This is a genomic window from Streptomyces sp. NPDC020747 (assembly GCF_044334695.1).
GTDB lineage: Bacteria > Actinomycetota > Actinomycetes > Streptomycetales > Streptomycetaceae > Streptomyces.
In genome coordinates, this window is the sequence record NZ_JBIRTJ010000003.1 from 65,572 (window position 1) to 83,522 (window position 17,951).

Sequence of the window (17,951 nt, forward strand, 5' to 3'; positions counted from 1 at the left end):
CGAAAGACGGAGGCGGGTATGCGCGGGCCGGGGGCCTGGTGGCGGGCTCAGAGCACGCCGGCGAAGGTCGAGACGTACACCCGTTGGTCCTTCCACACCTTCGCGCTGGTCGAGATGACGGCGATCGGGCTGCCGTCCTTCGCGCAGGTGGGGGCGCCACTCGCCCTCTGGATGTTCCCACCGCTGACCGTGCACGCCCTGCTGGGGTCGGTGGCCTCGTCACGGGCGCTCGACTGGACGTGCGGCCGCCGTGAGCAGCCCGTACGGATGATCGCGGCGCTCGGTGTCCTCACCGCGCTGCTCGGGATCGGCGCGCTCGCCGCCTCCGAGCACGGGCCGGCCGGCGACGACGTGGACACCGCGGCGGGCACGTTCTTCGTCGTGGTGGTGCCCTTCGGGATCGGCATGATGGCGCTCGGGATGCGTCGACGGCGCGTACCGGCGCTGCTGGGCGGATTCGCCGCCGGTACCTGGGTCGCGGCGTTCCTGATCGGACGGCCGGCGGCCACCGCGGGCGCCACTGCGCTCGCGATGCTGCTCATCGGCGGGGCCCTCTGCCTCACCTCCACCTTCTCGGTATGGCTGCTGAACGCCGTGCTCGAACTCGACGCGGCCCGCGAGACCCGTACCCGCCTCGCCGTCGCCGAGGAGCGGCTGCGCTTCGGGCGGGACCTGCACGACGTGATGGGCCGCAACCTCGCGGTGATCGCCCTGAAGAGCGAACTGGCCGTCCAGCTCGCCCGGCGCGAACGGCCCGAGGCCGTGGAGCAGATGATCGAGGTGCAGCGGATCGCCCGCGAGTCGCAGAAGGAGGTCCGCGAGGTCGTACGCGGCTACCGCGAGGCCGACCTCGGCGTCGAACTCCTCGGCGCACAGGGAGTGTTGACCGCGGCCGGAGTCGACTGCACGGTGACCGGCTCGGCATCCGAGCTGCCCTCGGCGGTCCAGTCGGCGCTCGGCTGGGTCGTACGGGAGACGACCACGAACGTGCTGCGGCACGGGGACGCGGAGCACTGCCGGGTGTCACTGCGGGTGGAGGGGACCCGCGTGGTCCTGACCGTGGAGAACGACGGGGTGGAGAGGGACAGGGCGCCGAGTACGCCCACCAGCAGCGGCTCCGGCCTCGCCGGACTGCGGGAGCGGTTGTCGGCGGTGGACGGGACGCTGGAGGCGGGGCCGGTCGACGGTGACCGGTTCCGGGTGGTGGCCGAGGTTCCGCTGCCTCCGGCGGCCACCACCTCGTCGCCCAGGCCACGGCCGCCGTACCCCTCCCCCTTCCCCTCCCCTTCCCCGTCTCCCGCCCCGCGCCCCGTGGACGAAGAGGTCGCCCCATGACGCCCGTACGACCCATCCGGCTGCTGCTCGCCGACGACGAGCACCTCATCCGGGGGGCGCTCGCCGCGCTGCTGGGTCTGGAGGACGACCTGCTCGTGGTGGCGGAGGCGGCCAGTGGGCCCGAGGCGCTGGCGATGGCCAGGGCCCACGAACCCGATGTGGCCGTGCTGGATCTCCAGATGCCCGGCGCGGACGGTGTGAGGGTGGCCACATCGCTGCGGGGCGAACTGCCCGCGTGCCGGGTGCTGATCGTGACCAGTCACGGGCGGCCGGGGCATCTGAAGCGGGCGCTTGCGGCGGGTGTGCGCGGGTTCGTCCCGAAGACCGTCAGCGCGCAACGGCTCGCGGAGATCATCCGTACCGTCCATGCCGGAAACCGTTACGTCGACCCGGAGTTGGCCGCCGACGCGATCTCCTCCGGAGACTCGCCGCTGACCGCGCGCGAGGCGGAGGTGCTGGAACTGGCCGCCGACGGGGCGCCCGTCGCGGAGATCGCGGAGCGGGCCGCGCTGTCGCAGGGGACCGTACGGAACTATCTGTCGTCGGCCGTCTCCAAGCTCGGGGTGGAGAACCGGCACTCGGCGGTGCGTCTCGCGCGGGAGCGAGGTTGGGTATAGTTGCTCTCGCGCCACGGCGCAGTGCGGACGTAGCTCAGTTGGTAGAGCGCAACCTTGCCAAGGTTGAGGTCGCCAGTTCGAACCTGGTCGTCCGCTCAGCAGGAAGAAGCCCCCGGTCATCGCGACCGGGGGCTTCTTCGTGTTCGCCGAGGGCTCTCAGCTCCAGGTGGTGCCCGTGAGGCGCTCGTACGCCTCCACGTACTTGGCGCGGGTGGCGTCCACGACCTGCTGGGGCAGGGCGGGCGGCGGGCGCTCGCTCTTGCGGTCCCAGCCGGACTCGGCCGAGGTCAGCCAGTCGCGGACGAACTGCTTGTCGAACGAGGGCTGCGCGCGGCCCGGCTCCCACTGGTCCGCGGGCCAGAAACGGGACGAGTCCGGGGTGAGCACCTCGTCGGCGACGACGAGCGTCCCGCCGTCGAAGCCGAACTCGAACTTCGTGTCCGCGAGGAGGATCCCGCGCTCGCGCGCGATGTCACGGCCCCTGCCGTAGACCGCGAGCGTCGCCTGCCGCAGCTGGGCCGCGGTATCCGCGCCGACCTGCCGGGCGACCTCCTCGTACGAGACGTTCTCGTCGTGCTCGCCGACGGCGGCCTTGGTGGCCGGGGTGAAGATCGGGGCGGGCAGCTCCGAGCCGTCGGTCAGGCCCTCTGGGAGGGCGAGACCGCAGACGGTGCTGGTCCGGTTGTACTCGACCAGGCCCGAGCCGGTGAGGTAGCCGCGGGCCACGCACTCGACCGGGGCCATCCGCAGCGACTTGCAGACCATGGTGCGGCCCGCCCACTCGGCGGGGGCGCCGGGCGGGAGGTCGGTGCCGAGGACGTGGTTCGGCATCAGGTCGGCGATCTGGTCGAACCACCAGAGCGAGAGCTGCGTCAGTACGCGGCCCTTGTCGGGGATCTCCGTGGGCAGCACCCAGTCGAACGCGGACAGGCGGTCGCTGGCGACCATCACGAGGTCGCCCGCCTCGTTCTGGTACAGGTCGCGCACCTTGCCGGTGTGCAGATGCACCAGACCCGGCACCTCGACGGGCTCGGGCTTTTCTACGAATCCGGACACGGTTCCTCCCCGTGGTTCTGTCTGAATGGGTCGATTCTCCCGTACGGGGAGGACGGGCCCGGCCAGGGGTCGGGTGTGAAGGTTCTCCACGGCTCAGTCGCGTTTGCGGGTTCTTCACGGTTGAGGGTGTGGCCGTGGTCCGAACCCGCCGGTCTTGAGCGGGCTTCTGGCGATGTAGCTGGTGAGGTTGCGGAACCCGAGTGCTGAGCCGCGGAGGTGTTCGAGGCGTCCGTCGATCGCCTCCGTGGGCCTGTTGCCGGTACCGGGCCGGTCGAAGTGGGCGAGCACGCGCGCGGAGTGGAGCGGGTCGCCCTTGTGGCCGCGGTGTTCGTGGATGGCCTGCTGGACCGGCGCCGGCGCCGGCACCGATCGAGCGCGTCGCCGGCCGGCCGGACCACGTGGAAGGGGTCCATGGCCGCGACCGCGTCGGGGAGCTCCTCGGTGGTGGCGGTCATGAAGCCGCTGAACCCGTCCGCCGCGACGACCTCCACGCCGTCGCGCCAGGCGTCGGTGCGGGCGGCGAGCCAGGTCTTGAACACCTGCCTGGTGCGGCCCTCGACCATGTCGAGCAGCCGGGCCGGGCCGGTGCCGTCGCGGATCGTCGTGAGGTCGATGATGACCGTGACCTACTTGTCGCCGTGACGGGTGTGCCTCCAGACGTGCTCATCCACACCGATGACCGGCACGTTGTCGAACCGTGCCGGGTCGTCGATCAGGACCCGCTCGCCCTCGGCGAGGACAGCGTCGTCGGCGGTGTTCCACGCGGCCCCGAGCCCTTCGGCGACCCGGGCGACGGTGAGGTGTCCGACCACGATCCCTTCCAGCGCCCACCGCGGCCCGCAGCCCGGCAACCTGGCCCGCGGCTCAGCCGCCGGTGAGGTGTCCTGGCGCCACACGTGGCCCCGGCCACGGCATCGGTACCGGCGGTTCGTGACCAGCGGCAGCGTCGTGGGCCGCCGGCCGAGCGGCTCGTGGGCCGGGCTCCGGGCTCCGGGTCACGGTGTCCCGCGGGGTCCCTGCACAGCCGCAGCGGTGACACCGACGGTCGGGTTCGACGACCCGGCCCGCGAGGACTGCGCGCTCGGGCTCCAGGCGCCGGCCGGTGACGACGAGCCCAAGCCCGTCGAGGCGGCCCGGGGATCCACGATCACGGCCGATGGCCGAAGCTGATGCGCATCAGCCGGCTGCCGGTCCAGTCTTCGAGCCGAGTCGGCCGAATGGTGCCGGGGTCGTGGGGCTGGTTGAGATCCGCCACGATCTCCGCCAGTACGGCCTGACGTTCGGCCGGGTCGGTGACAGGCGTGGCCCGTGCGGGCAGATCCGCACGGATCCCGTTCTTGAGGTGGAAGGTGAAGTCGGGATCGGCGAGAAGGTTCGCATGCCAGTCGGTCGCGGCACCGCCGGCGCCGCTGCACAGGTAAGTGCTGCCCGCGGCTCGGTAGAAGAAGATCTCGATGCGGCGTGCTCGGCCGGTGCGGCGCCCCAGCGTCGTGATGTCGATGATCCGTTCCCTGGTGCCCGCGGCGGGGGTGATCTCGATGGCTCGCCGGATGCGGTCGGGCAGGTGGGACAGAGACTCGTCCCGTGCGGAGTCGTTCGACCTGGTCGTGTCCGGAGTGCTCATGCGGTCTGTGCCTGAAGGGCGGGGCCGAGGAGGAGTCCACCGTCGATGACGTACTCCGACCCCGTGATGAACGACGCGTCCGATGACGTGAGGAACAGGAGAAGACGGCTGACGTCGGTCGGCTCCCCGAGCCGGGGGACGGCGAACGGCTCGGGTGAGTAGAAGTCGGCGATCGCCGCGACCGCGCCGGCTGCCGGTTCGTGGATGAAGGGGGTCGAGATCACGCCGGGGTGGATGGTGTTCACCCGGATGTGGTCGCGGCCGAGCTCGAGTGCCGCCGTCTGGGTGAGGCCTCGCACGGCCCACTTGCTGGCGACGTACGGCGCGTAGTGAGCCGTGCCGCCCAGCCCCATGGCCGAGGCGATGTTGACGATGGCTCCCCCTGCCGCGCGGCGCAGAGCGGGGGCTGCGGCCTTGATGCCGAGGAAGGTCCCTTTGAGGTTGATGTCGAGGATGCGCGACCACGTGGCCTGGTCCGTGTCTTCGATCGTCGCAGGCGGATTCTGCACGCCCGCGTTGTTGACGAGCACGTTCAGGGCGCCGAAGGCGTTCTCGGCGGCCAGCACGGCGGCGGACCACGAGCTCTCGTCGGTCACGTCGAGGCGGACGAAGCGAGCGCGGGTCCCGAGCTCGTCGGCGAGAGCGGCGCCGCGTTCCGCGTCGATGTCGCCGATCACCACGTTCGCCCCCTCCGCGTGAAAGGCGCGCACGTGGCTCGCGCCCTGGCCGCCGGTCCCACCGGTCACGAGCACGGTCTGGTTGTCGAAGCGGGGCATCAGATGTTCCTTCGGTACGTGGGTGAATCATCGTGGGTGAATGACCGGGATCACCAGTGATGAACGGCGGCCGGCCAGTGGTGAGCCGAGCGACTCACCACTGGCCTGACACTAGGCCGCCCAACAGTGGCGAGTCAAGCCACTCGCCTCGTATGCTCGACCCATGAGCAGAGTCGTGACGACGTATCACCAGCGCGTCGCCCAGGAGAAGCGCGCGCTGATCGTGACGGCCGCGACCGCGCTGTTTCTCGAGCTGGGCTACGACCGGACGTCGCTGGCGCGGATCGCGGAGTGCTCGGGCGTTTCGCGGGCCACCTTGTTCAAGCAGTTTCCGAGCAAGGCCGCCCTGTTCGACGCCATCGTGACCGAGTCCTGGTCGACCGCCGACGAGGAGGATCCTCCGTCGGCGGGCGACGTCGTCGACGGGCTCGGCATCATCGGTCGCCGTTACGCCGAGCTGCTGGGCCGTGCCCGGATGACCGACCTGTTCAGGATCGTCATCGCCGAGCTGCCGCGGTTCCCCGAGCTGGCCCATACGCAGTTCTCGCACGGGAAGATGCCCTACTTCGAGTCCGTACGCGGCTACCTCCTGGCCGAGCACGAGGCGGGAACGGTGCGGGTCGAGGACGTGGACCTCGCGGCCACCCAGTTCCTGGGCATGATCTCCAACTACGTCTTCTGGCCGACACTCCTGGTGCCGGGCTGGGAGGTGGGTGCCGAACGCGTCGCCCAGGTGGTCGACGAGGCCGTCCGCACGACCACCGCCCGGTACGCCGCGACCGGACCAGGGGCGTACGCCAACGACTGAGTCCGCCGACCGCGACAGAGTCCGCCGCCACCGAAGGCGCTGATGCCTACGCGATCGAGGCCGTCGGCACCGAGGGCGTTCGCGGGGCATCCCGGGGCGGACAGGGGTGGACAGGGGCGGACAGGGGTGGACAGGGGTGGCCCAAGACCCACAAGCCAGGCCAGCGGCTACACCCTCATCTGTGAAGAGCCCGTTCGCGGACTGCGGCTCAGTCGCGTTTGCGGCCTGCGGCTCAGTCGCGTTTGCAGATGCGGTCCAGGAGGTTGGCCGTGGCGCGCTGGACGCGGGTGTCGATGTGGCCCGGGCGGTCCAGGGCCGGGGACCAGGCGAAGGTGCCGGCCGCGAAGACGAGGGCACCGGAGGGCGCGCGGTACAGGGACGTCTCCTGGTGGCGGACGGCTCCCTCGGTGTCCCGGTACGGGGAGTGCGAGAGGAGGATGCGGCCCTGGTGCTCGGGGAGCGTGATGCGCGGGAAGTAGCGGTCGGCCTCGCCCGCGACCATGCCTTCCAGTTCGTCGCCCTCGTGGGCGCCGGTCGCCTCCCACATCCAGTGGTCGGCGTTGCGCACGACCAGGGGGTGCGCCTCGGGGACCCGGCCCGCGTACTGGACGCCCAGGAGTTCCTGCTCGGGGCGGTCGACCTCACGCCACAGTGCGGGTTTGCCCGGGCCGCGGCGTTTTCGGCAGGTGAGCAGGCGGTCGGGGACGCCGGACGGGGACGGGCCCAGCTCCGCCTGCCAGTACATGGTGTTGGCGGAGAGGAAGACGAGGGACGTGCCGTGCTCGCGGGCCGCCTCCACGGTGCGGCGCACGGTCGTCGACCAGTACTCGTCGTGGCCCGGGAAGACCAGGCCTCGGTAGCGGGTGGGGTCGACGCGGCCGGCGTGCAGGTCGCGGGCGTCGGCGTACGCGAGGTCGTAGCCGTAGCGCTCGGCCCAGCGGATGAAGTCGTAGGCGTGGCCGACGTGGAGGGGGAGGCCGGCGCCCGCGTACGGGCGGTCGAACGACACCGTCGTGGCGGCTTCGGCCTCGCCGAGCAGCCGGCCGTGCTCGTCCCACGCGTGGTAGAGGCTCGCGCCCGTGTGCCCGTCCTCCGGATAGAGGTTGTACGCCTGCCAGGTGATGTCCGGGAGGAGGAGCAGCAGGTCGGCGGGGTGGTTGTCGCGGACCGTGAACGGGATGTGGGAGCGGTAGCCGCCGTCGGTGGTCAGCACAGCCACGTACGCGCCGATGCTCCAGTACGTCGGGATCTGCAGCCGCCAGGAGAGCCACCAGTGGTGGCAGGAGACCGTGCGGTCCGCGGTGAGCGGGGGCGGCTGGACGATGCCGGGGAGGCGGGGGCTGGTGGTGATCTTGCTGGCGCCGTCGCCGCCGTAGTGGCCGATGCGGTAGATGTCCACGCTGAACTGCTGCGGCGGGTCGACCGTGATATGGAAGTCGATGGCCTCGCCGGGGGCGGCCGCGCCGGTGGAGGCGAAGCCCTTGATCTGCCGGTGGACGTCGTCCGCGGTGCGGGGGCCTCCGGCGGTCTGGCGGGGGGTGGGGACTCGGGGGCCGGTGGTTCGCTGGTGGTTGCGGCCGCCGGCGGAACTCGCGCCCGGGGGCGGGGTGTGGTCCACGTACCAGGGGACGACATGGCCCGTGTCGTCGAAGTAGTGCTCACTGCCGCGCAACCACGGGAGGGGGCCCTGTCCGAAGGGGTCCGTGACGGCATGCGCCAGCGCTCCCGACTCCCACCGGCGAATCTGCTCCGACCCCATACCGCGTCCCCTCCCTCGTGCCCCCGTCAGCCCCTGCCGGCCCTTGCAGGCCCTTGCCTTCACCTTCCCAACGAGCGGTCCCAGCACATCACATTACGCACGCGCTCCGTCACCGTTCGTCGCGAATAGGCGACACCTGCCTCCGGCGGTTGGGCGGGGGGTGGGGGTTTGGGTGGGTGTGTGATGTGGGGATGGGTGGGGGTTTGCGCGGGTGCGGGTCGGTGGGTGTTCGGGCGGGTGCGTGAGGTGCGGGTTGGTGGGGGCTGGTCGCGCAGTTCCCCGCGCCCCTGGAGGGCGGGCCGCCCCACCCAGCCCGTCCGGCGTTTGAGGACGAGGCCGTTCGGGCCGATGCGGGGGCCTGGGGGCGCCAGCCCCCGGAAAGGGACGGGAATGGGTAGGGGCGGCGGGGGCGGAAAAAGGGACTGGCGTCAGACCAGGCGGACCGGCTTCTCGGGGCGTATGCCCAGGTGGAGGAGCCAGGTGCGGAGGGGCGCGGGGTCGCCCTCCTCGATGAGGCTCAGGACCCGGGGCCCGAGGTCCACGGACCGCTCGCCGTTGATGAGCAGCGACGGCCCGTCGAGCCAGTCGAGCCCAGGAGCCGCCCCGGCCGTGTCCATCGCCGCACAGCAGACCATCGCCGTGACATGGTCGGCCAGCAACTCCCGCCCGGTGCGGGGCGGTTGCAGCGGGAAGAGCGGCAACGAACCGTCGTCCCAGAGGGGCATGTCCGGACCGACCTGCCCGGCTGCCCCGGAGGGAGCGGGGGCCCCGGCCGACACCGCGGCCTCCTCCCGCGCCACCTCCGCACTCAGTCCCGCCGCCAGCGCGGAACTCCGCTCGTTCTCCGGCCCGCCGTCCTCTTCGTCGTACGCCACGGCCTCACGCCTCGCCACGGCCAACGGGTCTCCAGGATTTCCTGCACCTCCTGGATCTCCTGGATTCCCAGGGACCCCGGGTTCCTCCGAATCCCCCGGCGCCTCATCGCTCAGGTGGTCCATCACCCGGGCCAGCGTCGGCCCCTCCGGATCCGAGGAGCCGGTCCCGGTCCCGGCCCCGGGCGACCGGCTCACGCCGAGCGCGTCCAGCACCCGGTGCAACCGCGCCGCGTCCGTACGCCACTTCCGGTCCACGACCTCGTCCGGATACTCGTCCCAGTCGACCGGCGCCCAGTCGGGCCCCGTCTCGGCCGGGCCGCCGTGGAAGAGGCGGGCGGCCAGCAGGGATGCCGCCTCGTCGATCGCTCCGGGCTCCTCAAGCAGGTCGCAGGCGGGCCGCTCGCCGAGCCGGGAGGCGAAGCCCTCGGCAAGACGGTCGCGCCGCGAGAGCTCGGTGAGGGCCGCGACCACGCCCGCGTCGAGCCGGGACGGCCAGCGCCCCATGCGCCAGGCGGGCAGCGCGACCCGCGTCAGCAGCCGGTCCCAGCCCGCGTACGCAAGACCCACCTGTTCCTGGGCGACGATCCGCAGACCGTAGTCCACAGCCTGTGCACGCTCCGCCGCCGCGGCGGCGACACCCCGCTCCATCTCGGCGGCATGCCCTCGGCAGCTGCGCAGCAGAAGCCGCACCACCCAGCCGACCCCGCCGAGCACCGTCCGGAACAGGGGTCCGCGCGGCTCCGAGGTCACGGCCACCGCCGCGTCGAGACCCCGGACGAAACGCCGTGCCGCGGCTATGTCGGGGTGCGCCGACGGTCCCGTACCGGCGACGACCGGTGCGAGGACGGCGCGCAGTTCGCCGACCCGCATCCACCACAGGAAGGGCGAGCCGATGACGAGGACGGGCGCGGCCGGCGTACGACGGTGGGCCGAGGGCAGACCCCGTACGCCCGGTACGCCCTCGATCTCGTCGCGGGACTCCGGCCTGGGCGGGCCGTGGGCGGGGTGGGTGCGGTCCTCCAGCCAGCTGTCGCAGTCCGGGGTGAGCGCTATCGCGGAGGGCGCGGGCACTTCGAGGCGGTCGGCCAGGTCGCGCACCATGCGGTAGAGATCGGGCGCCGATTCCTCGGCGATGGTGACCGTGGGGCTCACGGCGGGCCGGGAACGGGCCACGACCAGCGCGATGCCCGCCGCGGCGAGGATCACGAACAGGGCGAACCCCGACACGATCCAGCGCGTGACGCCCCAGCCGGGGCCGTCGATCTGGCCCGTCGACCCGCCGACGAGCAGCACGACGGCGACGGCCGCGGGCAGCAGGGCGACGGCCAGCGCCCTGCTGCGGACCCGCAGCACGGCGAGAGCCCGTGAGCGCGCGGCCTGCGCGCCCACCTCCACACCCATACCGGACACGACCGGTGTCACCCCCTACTGCCCGCCCGGCGCGTGCATACCCAGCCACTGCCGGCGGACGTCCATGGCGTTGCTCACTCCCCCACTGTGGCACCCACGACCGACATCGCAATGCCGGTGGGCCAAGTGCCGGAACGCTTGCGCCGCACCCTAGTTGGGGCCCCGGCCCTCGTCAGCCGGATGGGGCATCGGTCACTCGATGGAATGGCTTTGGGCAGAGGTGGCTGACGAAAGGGCCCCGGATCCTGTGCGGGATCCGGGGCCCGGGGTGGTTCGTCGATACATGTTGACGCAGGTGAAGAGGCGTAACTGTCGGTTACGCCTGGGCCGCCCCCGCAACCTTCGCCGCGATGTCCGTACGGTGCTGGCCGCCGTCGAGGTGGATTCGGTTGACCGCTTCGTACGCGCGTGCGCGGGCCTGGGTGAGGTCCTTGCCGCTGGCCGTGACGGAGAGCACCCGGCCGCCCGCGCTCACGATGGCGTCACCGTCGCGCTTCGTGCCCGCGTGCAGGACGTACGCGTGCGGGGCGTCCTGTGCCGCCACCTGGTCGAGGCCCTCGATGGGGTCGCCGGTGCGCGGGGTGTCCGGGTAGTTGTGCGAGGCGATGACCACGGTGACGGCCGCGTCGTCGCTCCAGCGCAGGGGTTCGAGGTCGGCCAGGGTGCCGTCCGCCGCCGCGAGGAGGATGCCGGAGAGGGGGGTCTTCAGGCGGGCGAGGACGACCTGGGTCTCGGGGTCGCCGAAGCGGGCGTTGAACTCGATGACCCGTACACCGCGCGAGGTGATCGCGAGACCGGCGTAGAGGAGCCCGGAGAAGGGGGTGCCGCGGCGGCGCATCTCGTCGACGGTCGGCTGCAGGACCGTCTGCATGACCTCCTCGACCAGCTTCGGATCGGCCCACGGGAGGGGCGAGTACGCGCCCATGCCGCCGGTGTTCGGACCCTCGTCGCCATCGAGCGCGCGCTTGAAGTCCTGCGCGGGCTGCAGCGGCACGACCGTCACGCCGTCGGTGATCGCGAAGAGGGAGACCTCGGGGCCGTCGAGGAACTCCTCGATGACCACGCGCTCGCAGGCGTTGGCGTGCTCGCGGGCCTTGTCGAGATCGGCGGTCACGACGACGCCCTTGCCGGCCGCGAGACCGTCGTCCTTCACGACGTACGGGGCTCCGAAGGCGTCGAGCGCCTCCTCGACCTCGTCAGGGTTCGTACAGACGTACGAGCGGGCCGTAGGTACGCCCGCGCCCGCCATGACGTCCTTGGCGAAGGCCTTGGAGCCCTCCAGCTCGGCGGCCTCCTTGGAGGGGCCGAACACCGGGATGCCCGCCTCGCGCACGGCGTCGGCGACCCCGGCCACGAGAGGGGCCTCCGGGCCGACGACCACCAGCTCGGCGCCGAGCTCAGTGGCCAGCGCGGCCACGGCCTTGCCGTCGAGGGCGTCGACCTGGTGCAGCTCGGCCACCTCGGCGATTCCCGCGTTGCCTGGGGCGCAGTGCAGCGCAGTGACGTCGGGGTCGAGGGAGAGAGAACGGCACAGGGCGTGTTCGCGGGCACCGCCGCCGATAACTAGGACCTTCACGGGGGTCAGCCTAGCCGGGCGCGGGCGCTGGGCCCGGGCGGGTTTGGGCCGGTGGACCGGGGGTGGGTCTGGTGTGGGTCGAGGTGGGTCGGGTGTGGGTCGGGTGTATGGCTGAGCGCGCGGTTCCCCGCGGTCCCCGGCGGGGCGCTGTCGACCAGGTGTCCTGCCCCGCGTGGGGCATCCTTGCGCCGCGGGCTTGGCGGGGCGAAGGCGTCGGCCAGGCGTCCTTGCCGGTTCGGGGCAGCCGCATGAACCGCTGAACCGCTGTTCGTTCACGAGCTGGCTGCGGTTCGTTCACGAGCTGCCACTCGTTCAAGAGCCGCTACTCGTACGAGCACTGCGACTCATTCGAGAACTGCTACTCGTACGAGCACCGCTACTCGTTCGAGAACTCCTCCACCACCGTGGCTCCCAGCTCTCTCACGATCATCTCGTGGCCCGACAGGGCGGACTCGTCGAGGTCCGGATCGTCGTCCTCCGGGATGTCGTCCTCGGGGGAGATGGGAGGCGGCTCCGGCGCAGAAGGGCGGGGAGCGGACGCGGGACCGGATGCGGGCGCCGACTGGGACTGGAACTGGGACTGGGGAGCCGAGGAGGCGGGCCGGGGAGCCGGAGCCGTCGGCTGCTGCGGGGCGGGGCGCGGCGCCGCCGGAGCCGGGGCGCCCCCCGTCCCGTAACCACCGCCGTAACCGGACCCGGGGCCGGGCGCGGGCGGCGGTGCCGAACCGCCGGACGGGTCGACGACCGCCTCGACCTTCCAATGCACGTTGAACAGCTCGGTCAGCGCCTGCTTCAGCACCTCTTCGCTGCCGCTGCTCGCGAAGTTGTCCCGAGCACCCGCGTTGACGAAACCGATCTGGAGGGTCGTGCCGTCGAAGCCGGTCACCTGCGCGTTCTGGCTGAGCAGGATCCAGGTGAAGCGGCGTCGGTTCTTCACCGCCTCCAGGATGTTCGGCCACAGCATGCGGGGGTCGGGGCCACCGCTGGGGGGAGGGGAGGCGTACGCGGCCGCCGGTGCCGGGGCTTGAGTCTGGGGCTGGGATTGGGGGGCCTGGGGCGCGGGCAGACCGGGTGCCGCGACCGGTGGCTGGCCCCCGCCCGCGGGTGTGGCGGTCGGCCATCCGCCGGGGCGCCTGCCACTGCCCGCAGCGGTCGCGGCGGGCCAGGCGCCGGGAGCGGCGCCGGCCGCGGGGGCGGAGGGGGGAGCCTGGGCGGGCGGCTGTTCCGGAGCGGGGGCGGGCGTGGATGCGGCCGGGGCGGGAGCGGCCGCCGTAGGGGCCTGGTCCGAGGCGGGGGCTTGGGCTGGTGTGGGGGCTTGGGCCGCCCCGGGACCCGTAACTCCACCCGGACCCGTATCTCCACCGGGACCCCCCGCTCCCCTTACCGCAGCGCGAGCCGCGGCGGGCCCGCCACCCGGCGGGACGGAGGGAACGGGAGGAGCGGAAAGAGCAGAAGGAGCGGAAGGAGCGGAAGGAGTCATGCCGCCCCCCTGCACTCCGGTCGGCATCCCGGCATGCGCGTCGGGCCCGGGTACGTACCCCATGGCGGGTGCTCCGGCCGACGCCGCCCCCGTGAAGTTGACCCCGCGCTCGATGCGGTCGAGCCGGGCCATGAGGGACCGCTCGTCCCCATAGGCCGCGGGCAGGAGCACGCGCGCGCAGATCAGTTCGAGCTGCAGGCGGGGGGAGGTGGCCCCGCGCATCTCCGTAAGGCCTTCGTTGACGAGATCGGCGGCCCGGCTGAGCTCGGCGGCGCCGAACACTCCGGCCTGGGCCGTCATCCGCTCCACGACATCGGAGGGAGCGTCGATGAGCCCCTTCTCCCCGGCGTCGGGCACGGCCGCCAGGATGACCAGATCCCGCAACCGCTCCAGCAGGTCGGCGACGAACCGCCGAGGATCGTTTCCGCCCTCGATGATCCGGTCGACGACCTCGAAGGCGGCGGCGCCGTCCCCCGCGGCGAAGGCCTCGATCACGGAATCGAGCAGCGACCCGTCCGTGTAACCGAGCAGTGAGGTGGCCATGGCATACGTGACGCCGTCGTCCTTGGCACCGGCCAGCAGCTGGTCCATGACGGACATGGAGTCACGCACGGACCCGGCGCCGGCGCGCACGACCAGCGGAAGCACGCCGTCCTCGACGGGGCTGCCCTCGCGCCCGCACACCTCGCCCAGGTACTCCCGCAGAGTGCCGGGCGGCACGAGCCGGAACGGATAGTGGTGCGTACGCGACCGGATGGTCCCGATGACCTTCTCGGGCTCGGTGGTGGCGAAGATGAACTTGAGGTGCTCGGGCGGTTCCTCGACGACCTTCAGCAGCGCGTTGAAACCGGCCGACGTGACCATGTGCGCCTCGTCGATGATGTAGATCTTGTACCGGCTGCTCGCGGGCCCGAAGAACGCCTTCTCACGCAGGTCACGGGCATCGTCCACGCCACCGTGCGAGGCGGCGTCGATCTCGATGACGTCGATGGAACCCGGCCCGTTCCTCGCGAGGTCCCGGCAGGACTGGCACTCCCCGCACGGCGTCGGTGTGGGCCCCTGCTCGCAGTTCAGACACCGCGCCAGGATCCGCGCGCTGGTCGTCTTCCCGCACCCGCGCGGCCCGCTGAACAGGTACGCGTGATTGACCCGGTTGTTCCGCAACGCCTGCTGCAACGGGTCGGTGACATGCTCCTGCCCGATGACCTCGGCGAACGACTCCGGGCGATAACGGCGGTACAGCGCGAGAGACGACACGCGTACGAGGTTATAGGCGCCCACTGACAACGAGCACCGCCCGCCGGACTTCACCGCTCCGCCCCACCGACGCCGGGCCACCGGCACCGGGTCGCACCCTCGCCTCGGCCCGCCCGCAAACGCGAGCGCCCCCCACGCACCCGCCAGAGCCAACCTACCCTTGCTGCCTTCCGGCCCTGGGGGAGTTCAGTCAGATAGCGCCACGTGAGGGGCTGCGCACACAGTACCCGATCTGAACGGGGGGAACGAGTTCGCGAGCACTCCTCAACGTCTTGTATTGTTTGCGGCGGAGGATTCGCCTAGTGGCCTAGGGCGCACGCTTGGAAAGCGTGTTGGGGGCAACCCCTCACGAGTTCGAATCTCGTATCCTCCGCCAGTGCCTCACCGGGCACGATGTCGAAGGGCCCCACCGTTCGCGGTGGGGCCCTTCGACGGTTTCCGTCTCAGTTTCCGTCTCAGTTTCCGTCTCAGTTCGCCTTCGGCAGCTCCCAGAGCACGTCGCCGACTTGCTGCGCGACCTTCCGGAGCATCGGACCGGTGATGTGCATGTAGCGAGCGCGCATCCGTGCCGCTCCCCCGGGTTCTCATCCCATCATCGAGTCGACGACGACGTCGGGAACGCCGAGGAGGAGAAGTACGGTCGCGGCGGTGTGGCGAGCGTCATGAAGACGGCCGTCCCGTACGCCCGCGTCCCGAAGCAGCCGCTTCCACACGTGGTAGTCGGTGTTCGGGCTCAGCGGCCCACCGAGGGGTGAGGCGAAGACGTACCCCTTGTCCTCCCAGTCGGCTCCCGCCGCCAGTCGCTCCCCCGCCTGTACCTCCTGGTGGTGCCGGAGGAGCTTGATCAGAGGATCGGGCAGGCCGATCGTGCGACGTCCAGCCCGGGACTTGGTCGACTTGTGTTCGCGCCGGATCTGCTCACGTTGGGGGCAGTAGCCGGCCTTCCTGCCGCACGGTTCGCCCTCGCCGCAGCCGTGGCGGTACTTGGGCCGAAGGCGGTTCTTGCGGATGCGGACATACCCCGCGTCCAGGTCGACGTCTTCCCAGTGGAGGCCGAGCGCCTCGCCTTGCCGGAGACCGAGCGCCAGGGCTACGACCCATCGCGTGCTGTTGCGAAGCTTGGCCGCTTCGAGGAGGAGGCTCTGAACCTCCTCGATGGTGAACGGTTCGATGTCCTCCTCTTCGAGCCGCGGAGCCTTGGCTATCTCAGCCGCATTGGTTGGGACGTGCCCGCGCCGTACTGCCTCGCCGAGGGCGACCCGGATCGTGCGGTGCACGTGATGCGCCGTTCCGGCCGCGCTGCCGGAGCTCTGCATCTTCTGGTAGAAGCTCTCCAGGTGCTCCGGCTCCAGCCGGTCCAGCTTGTGGGCGCCCAAGCCGGGCACGAGGTGAACCCGTACGTCGACCTCGTACCCGTCGTACGTGTTCTCGGAGACGTACGGCTTGGCAATGTTCTCGACCCAGTGCTCCAGCCAGTCCTGGACGGTCCAGCTCTTGCCCGGCTTCCGGAGCTTCTTGGCGTCACGGGCCCGCTCCATCTCACGGACCGCTTTGGTCACCGCTGTCTTCGTCTTGCGCTCGATGTGACGGCGGTCGGGCTTGCCGTCGTCACGGACGCCGACCGTCACACGGCCGTGCCATTTCCCGTCTTTGCCGAGGTAGATGGACGAGGCCCCGTTGGGCTGGCGAGTGCGCTTCTGGTCTGCCATGTCAGCCCCCTCACGCCGCTTCAGCAGGTCGACGGCGCAGCCTGGAGACGTACGCAGGCAGAGCATCGGTCGGCACCCGGCGGAGTCGCCCGACCGTGACCGACTCGATCTCGCCCGCGCGCACGAGCTTGAAGCACGTCGTACGACCGATGCGGAGTCGCCGTGCCGCCTCCTCGACGGTCAGCAGGACCAAGGAAGAGTCGATGACTTGCAGAACAGCGCGCGTGCTCTGCGGCTCAGGCATGGGTCGGTTCTCCTTCCGTGCCGGGAGCGGGTTCGAGGGTTGAGGTGAGCCAGGCTTCGGCGGAGGAGAGTCCGGTTCCGGCGAAGACCCAGTGAGCGAGGACGAGCGTTGTTTCCTCGGCGTTCTGTGGCGCGGGATTGACTTGCTCGCGACGCCAGTCGGCGCGGGCGGTGCGGAGAGCACCGAGGGTGGTCGAGTAGCGGCGGGACTTCGTGGAGAAGTGGCCGCGGAAACCGAGCATGTGAGCCCAGGCCCGGAGGCGGAGGTCTGCCAGCTCCGGGCGTGCGCCGAGCGTCCAGGCTGTGCGAATCATGCGTCGGGCATGGTCGGTGAGCTTGGCTTGGGCCAGTTCGGCGAGGAATCGGATCGGCCGGTCGAGGGTGCCGGTCGCCGTCTCGGCACCCTTCGTGGCGTACTTGGCGATGTACGCGGCTTCGGCCCGTTCGGTCAGCTCCTGGCCGCCGTCGAAGTCGGCGGTTCGGATGGGTCGGACGTCGAGCTGACGGCCGAAGGTGAAAGTGTGGGCGCGGCCGTCGATGACCGGGCCGTCGACCTGCGCCGCGCGGGCGGCGGCTCCGATGGCGTCGGTGAGCAGCTCGGCGGTGGCCCAGGCGGGCGGTGTCGTGTCGCCGCCCTCGGGGCCGTCGAGGCGGATGACCGCGTGGAAGTGGACGGCGCCGCGCTTTTGGTACTCGGCGACCTTGGCGAACGAGATGCGCACGTGCTCGCGGAAGGCGCGTTGGGTGAGGCCTGCGCGCTTGGCGACTTCACGGCGCAGGTAGATGGAGAACCGGCGCCACAGGGCCCCGGCGTGGGCGTTCCAGAGCACGGCCGCTTCGTAGTCATACGTGTCGGGGTCGAGGGGTGTGCCCAGGGCAGCCTCCTCCTGGTCGTGACGGACGCCGCAGCGGCAGGCACGGCCGCTGGAGGGACGGTTGTGGACCGGGCCGAAGCCCGGGGCGGTGAAGGTGGCGAACACGCGCGGGTGGGTGCCGACTTGTTCGGGGGTGCCTTTGCCGCCGCGGAGTCCGGCGGTGATCAGGTGGTAGGTGTCGCGGCGGTACGTCTCGGCGCAGGCCGCGCAGCGAGTGGCGCGGCGGTTGTTGCAGCGGACGAGGAGGTGACCGGCTGGGAGGGTCGCGGAGTCCAGATGGTGCAGGGCGCGGCCGATCTCGCCGGTTGCCTTGTTGATCTCGTACTCGGTGCGGTGGCCGTCGAGACGTACGGGGCGGGTGCAGCCGCCCAGGCCGGAGAGTTGCCGGGCCAGCTCAGGCAGGGTGCCGAGGGAGGCCAGCATGGAGAGTTCCGCCAGCGGGGGCGGAGTCTGCCGGGTGATGATGGGAGTTCCTTTCGGCTGTTTCGCGGTTGGGAGGGACGGCCCCGGGGCGGCGGAATGCTTGGTGGCGTTGTTGCCGCCCCGGCGGC

At 71.5% G+C, this 17,951-nt stretch carries 12 protein-coding genes, 2 tRNA genes, 1 other RNA gene and 2 pseudogenes; 5 read left to right on the forward strand and 12 right to left on the reverse strand.

The window, feature by feature from the left end:
- Nucleotides 1-18: 18 nt before the first annotated feature.
- The 3 genes from ACH4YP_RS09385 (at nucleotide 19) to ACH4YP_RS09395 (ending at nucleotide 2,048) form a co-directional block, all read left to right on the forward strand.
- Nucleotides 19-1,335, forward strand: coding sequence for a sensor histidine kinase (locus ACH4YP_RS09385; RefSeq protein WP_398490100.1), 1,317 nt, complete (start codon nucleotides 19-21; stop codon nucleotides 1,333-1,335).
- A complete protein-coding gene (locus ACH4YP_RS09390) occupies nucleotides 1,332-1,952 on the forward strand; it encodes a response regulator transcription factor (RefSeq protein WP_143643611.1) in 621 nt (206 codons plus the stop codon). Before ACH4YP_RS09385 ends, ACH4YP_RS09390 begins: the two co-directional genes overlap by 4 nt.
- 23 nt (nucleotides 1,953-1,975) lie before the next feature.
- Nucleotides 1,976-2,048 (forward strand) — tRNA-Gly (locus ACH4YP_RS09395).
- 60 nt (nucleotides 2,049-2,108) lie between these two features.
- Here ACH4YP_RS09395 and ACH4YP_RS09400 read toward each other — a convergent pair.
- The 4 genes and pseudogenes from ACH4YP_RS09400 to ACH4YP_RS09415 all read right to left on the reverse strand — a co-directional run bounded on the left by ACH4YP_RS09400 (nucleotide 2,109) and on the right by ACH4YP_RS09415 (nucleotide 5,408).
- Nucleotides 2,109-3,008, reverse strand: a complete 900-nt coding sequence (locus ACH4YP_RS09400; RefSeq protein ID WP_398490101.1) for a phosphoribosylaminoimidazolesuccinocarboxamide synthase — start codon at nucleotides 3,006-3,008, stop codon at nucleotides 2,109-2,111.
- A gap of 114 nt (nucleotides 3,009-3,122) precedes the next feature.
- Nucleotides 3,123-4,166, reverse strand: a pseudogene (locus ACH4YP_RS09405) (ISL3 family transposase).
- Nucleotides 4,156-4,632 (reverse strand): nitroreductase/quinone reductase family protein, encoded by a 477-nt coding sequence (locus ACH4YP_RS09410; RefSeq protein WP_398490103.1) that lies wholly within the window; start codon nucleotides 4,630-4,632, stop codon nucleotides 4,156-4,158. The pseudogene ACH4YP_RS09405 and the gene ACH4YP_RS09410 overlap by 11 nt, the downstream one beginning before the upstream one ends.
- Complete coding sequence (locus ACH4YP_RS09415) at nucleotides 4,629-5,408, reverse strand: glucose 1-dehydrogenase (protein WP_361053117.1); 780 nt, start codon at nucleotides 5,406-5,408, stop codon at nucleotides 4,629-4,631. Before ACH4YP_RS09415 ends, ACH4YP_RS09410 begins: the two co-directional genes overlap by 4 nt.
- A gap of 163 nt (nucleotides 5,409-5,571) precedes the next feature.
- Between ACH4YP_RS09415 and ACH4YP_RS09420 the strand changes: the two genes are divergently transcribed.
- The gene (locus tag ACH4YP_RS09420) at nucleotides 5,572-6,216 is read left to right on the forward strand and encodes a TetR/AcrR family transcriptional regulator (protein WP_398490104.1); all 645 of its coding nucleotides are present in this window, start codon (nucleotides 5,572-5,574) and stop codon (nucleotides 6,214-6,216) included.
- 232 nt (nucleotides 6,217-6,448) lie between these two features.
- Here the strand turns inward: ACH4YP_RS09420 and ACH4YP_RS09425 are convergent, their stop codons facing one another.
- The 5 genes from ACH4YP_RS09425 to ffs form a co-directional block, all read right to left on the reverse strand.
- Nucleotides 6,449-7,975 carry a N,N-dimethylformamidase beta subunit family domain-containing protein gene (locus ACH4YP_RS09425; RefSeq protein WP_398490105.1) on the reverse strand — a complete coding sequence of 509 codons (1,527 nt, stop codon included), beginning with the start codon at nucleotides 7,973-7,975 and terminating at the stop codon, nucleotides 6,449-6,451.
- 428 nt (nucleotides 7,976-8,403) lie between these two features.
- Complete coding sequence (locus ACH4YP_RS09430) at nucleotides 8,404-10,251, reverse strand: hypothetical protein (RefSeq protein ID WP_398490528.1); 1,848 nt, start codon at nucleotides 10,249-10,251, stop codon at nucleotides 8,404-8,406.
- A 325-nt stretch (nucleotides 10,252-10,576) separates the two neighbouring features.
- Nucleotides 10,577-11,836, reverse strand: a complete 1,260-nt coding sequence (purD, locus tag ACH4YP_RS09435; protein ID WP_398490106.1) for a phosphoribosylamine--glycine ligase — start codon at nucleotides 11,834-11,836, stop codon at nucleotides 10,577-10,579.
- Between the two features lie 376 nt (nucleotides 11,837-12,212).
- On the reverse strand, nucleotides 12,213-14,573 hold the full coding sequence (locus tag ACH4YP_RS09440; RefSeq protein WP_398490107.1) for a DNA polymerase III subunit gamma and tau: 2,361 nt from the start codon (nucleotides 14,571-14,573) through the stop codon (nucleotides 12,213-12,215).
- A gap of 118 nt (nucleotides 14,574-14,691) precedes the next feature.
- Nucleotides 14,692-14,790, reverse strand: an RNA gene (gene ffs / locus ACH4YP_RS09445) — signal recognition particle sRNA small type.
- A 71-nt stretch (nucleotides 14,791-14,861) separates the two neighbouring features.
- Between ffs and ACH4YP_RS09450 the strand changes: the two genes are divergently transcribed.
- Nucleotides 14,862-14,949, forward strand: a tRNA-Ser gene (locus ACH4YP_RS09450).
- Between the two features lie 103 nt (nucleotides 14,950-15,052).
- Here ACH4YP_RS09450 and ACH4YP_RS09455 read toward each other — a convergent pair.
- The 3 genes and pseudogenes from ACH4YP_RS09455 to ACH4YP_RS09465 all read right to left on the reverse strand — a co-directional run.
- A pseudogene (locus tag ACH4YP_RS09455) lies at nucleotides 15,053-16,282 on the reverse strand (tyrosine-type recombinase/integrase); the annotation flags it as partial.
- Nucleotides 16,283-16,292: 10 nt separating this feature from the next.
- Nucleotides 16,293-16,526, reverse strand: a complete 234-nt coding sequence (locus ACH4YP_RS09460) for an excisionase family DNA-binding protein (RefSeq protein ID WP_398490108.1) — start codon at nucleotides 16,524-16,526, stop codon at nucleotides 16,293-16,295.
- Nucleotides 16,519-17,823, reverse strand: a complete 1,305-nt coding sequence (locus ACH4YP_RS09465) for a replication initiator (RefSeq protein ID WP_398490109.1) — start codon at nucleotides 17,821-17,823, stop codon at nucleotides 16,519-16,521. The genes ACH4YP_RS09460 and ACH4YP_RS09465 overlap by 8 nt, the downstream gene beginning before the upstream one ends.
- Between the last annotated feature and the right edge of the window lie 128 nt (nucleotides 17,824-17,951).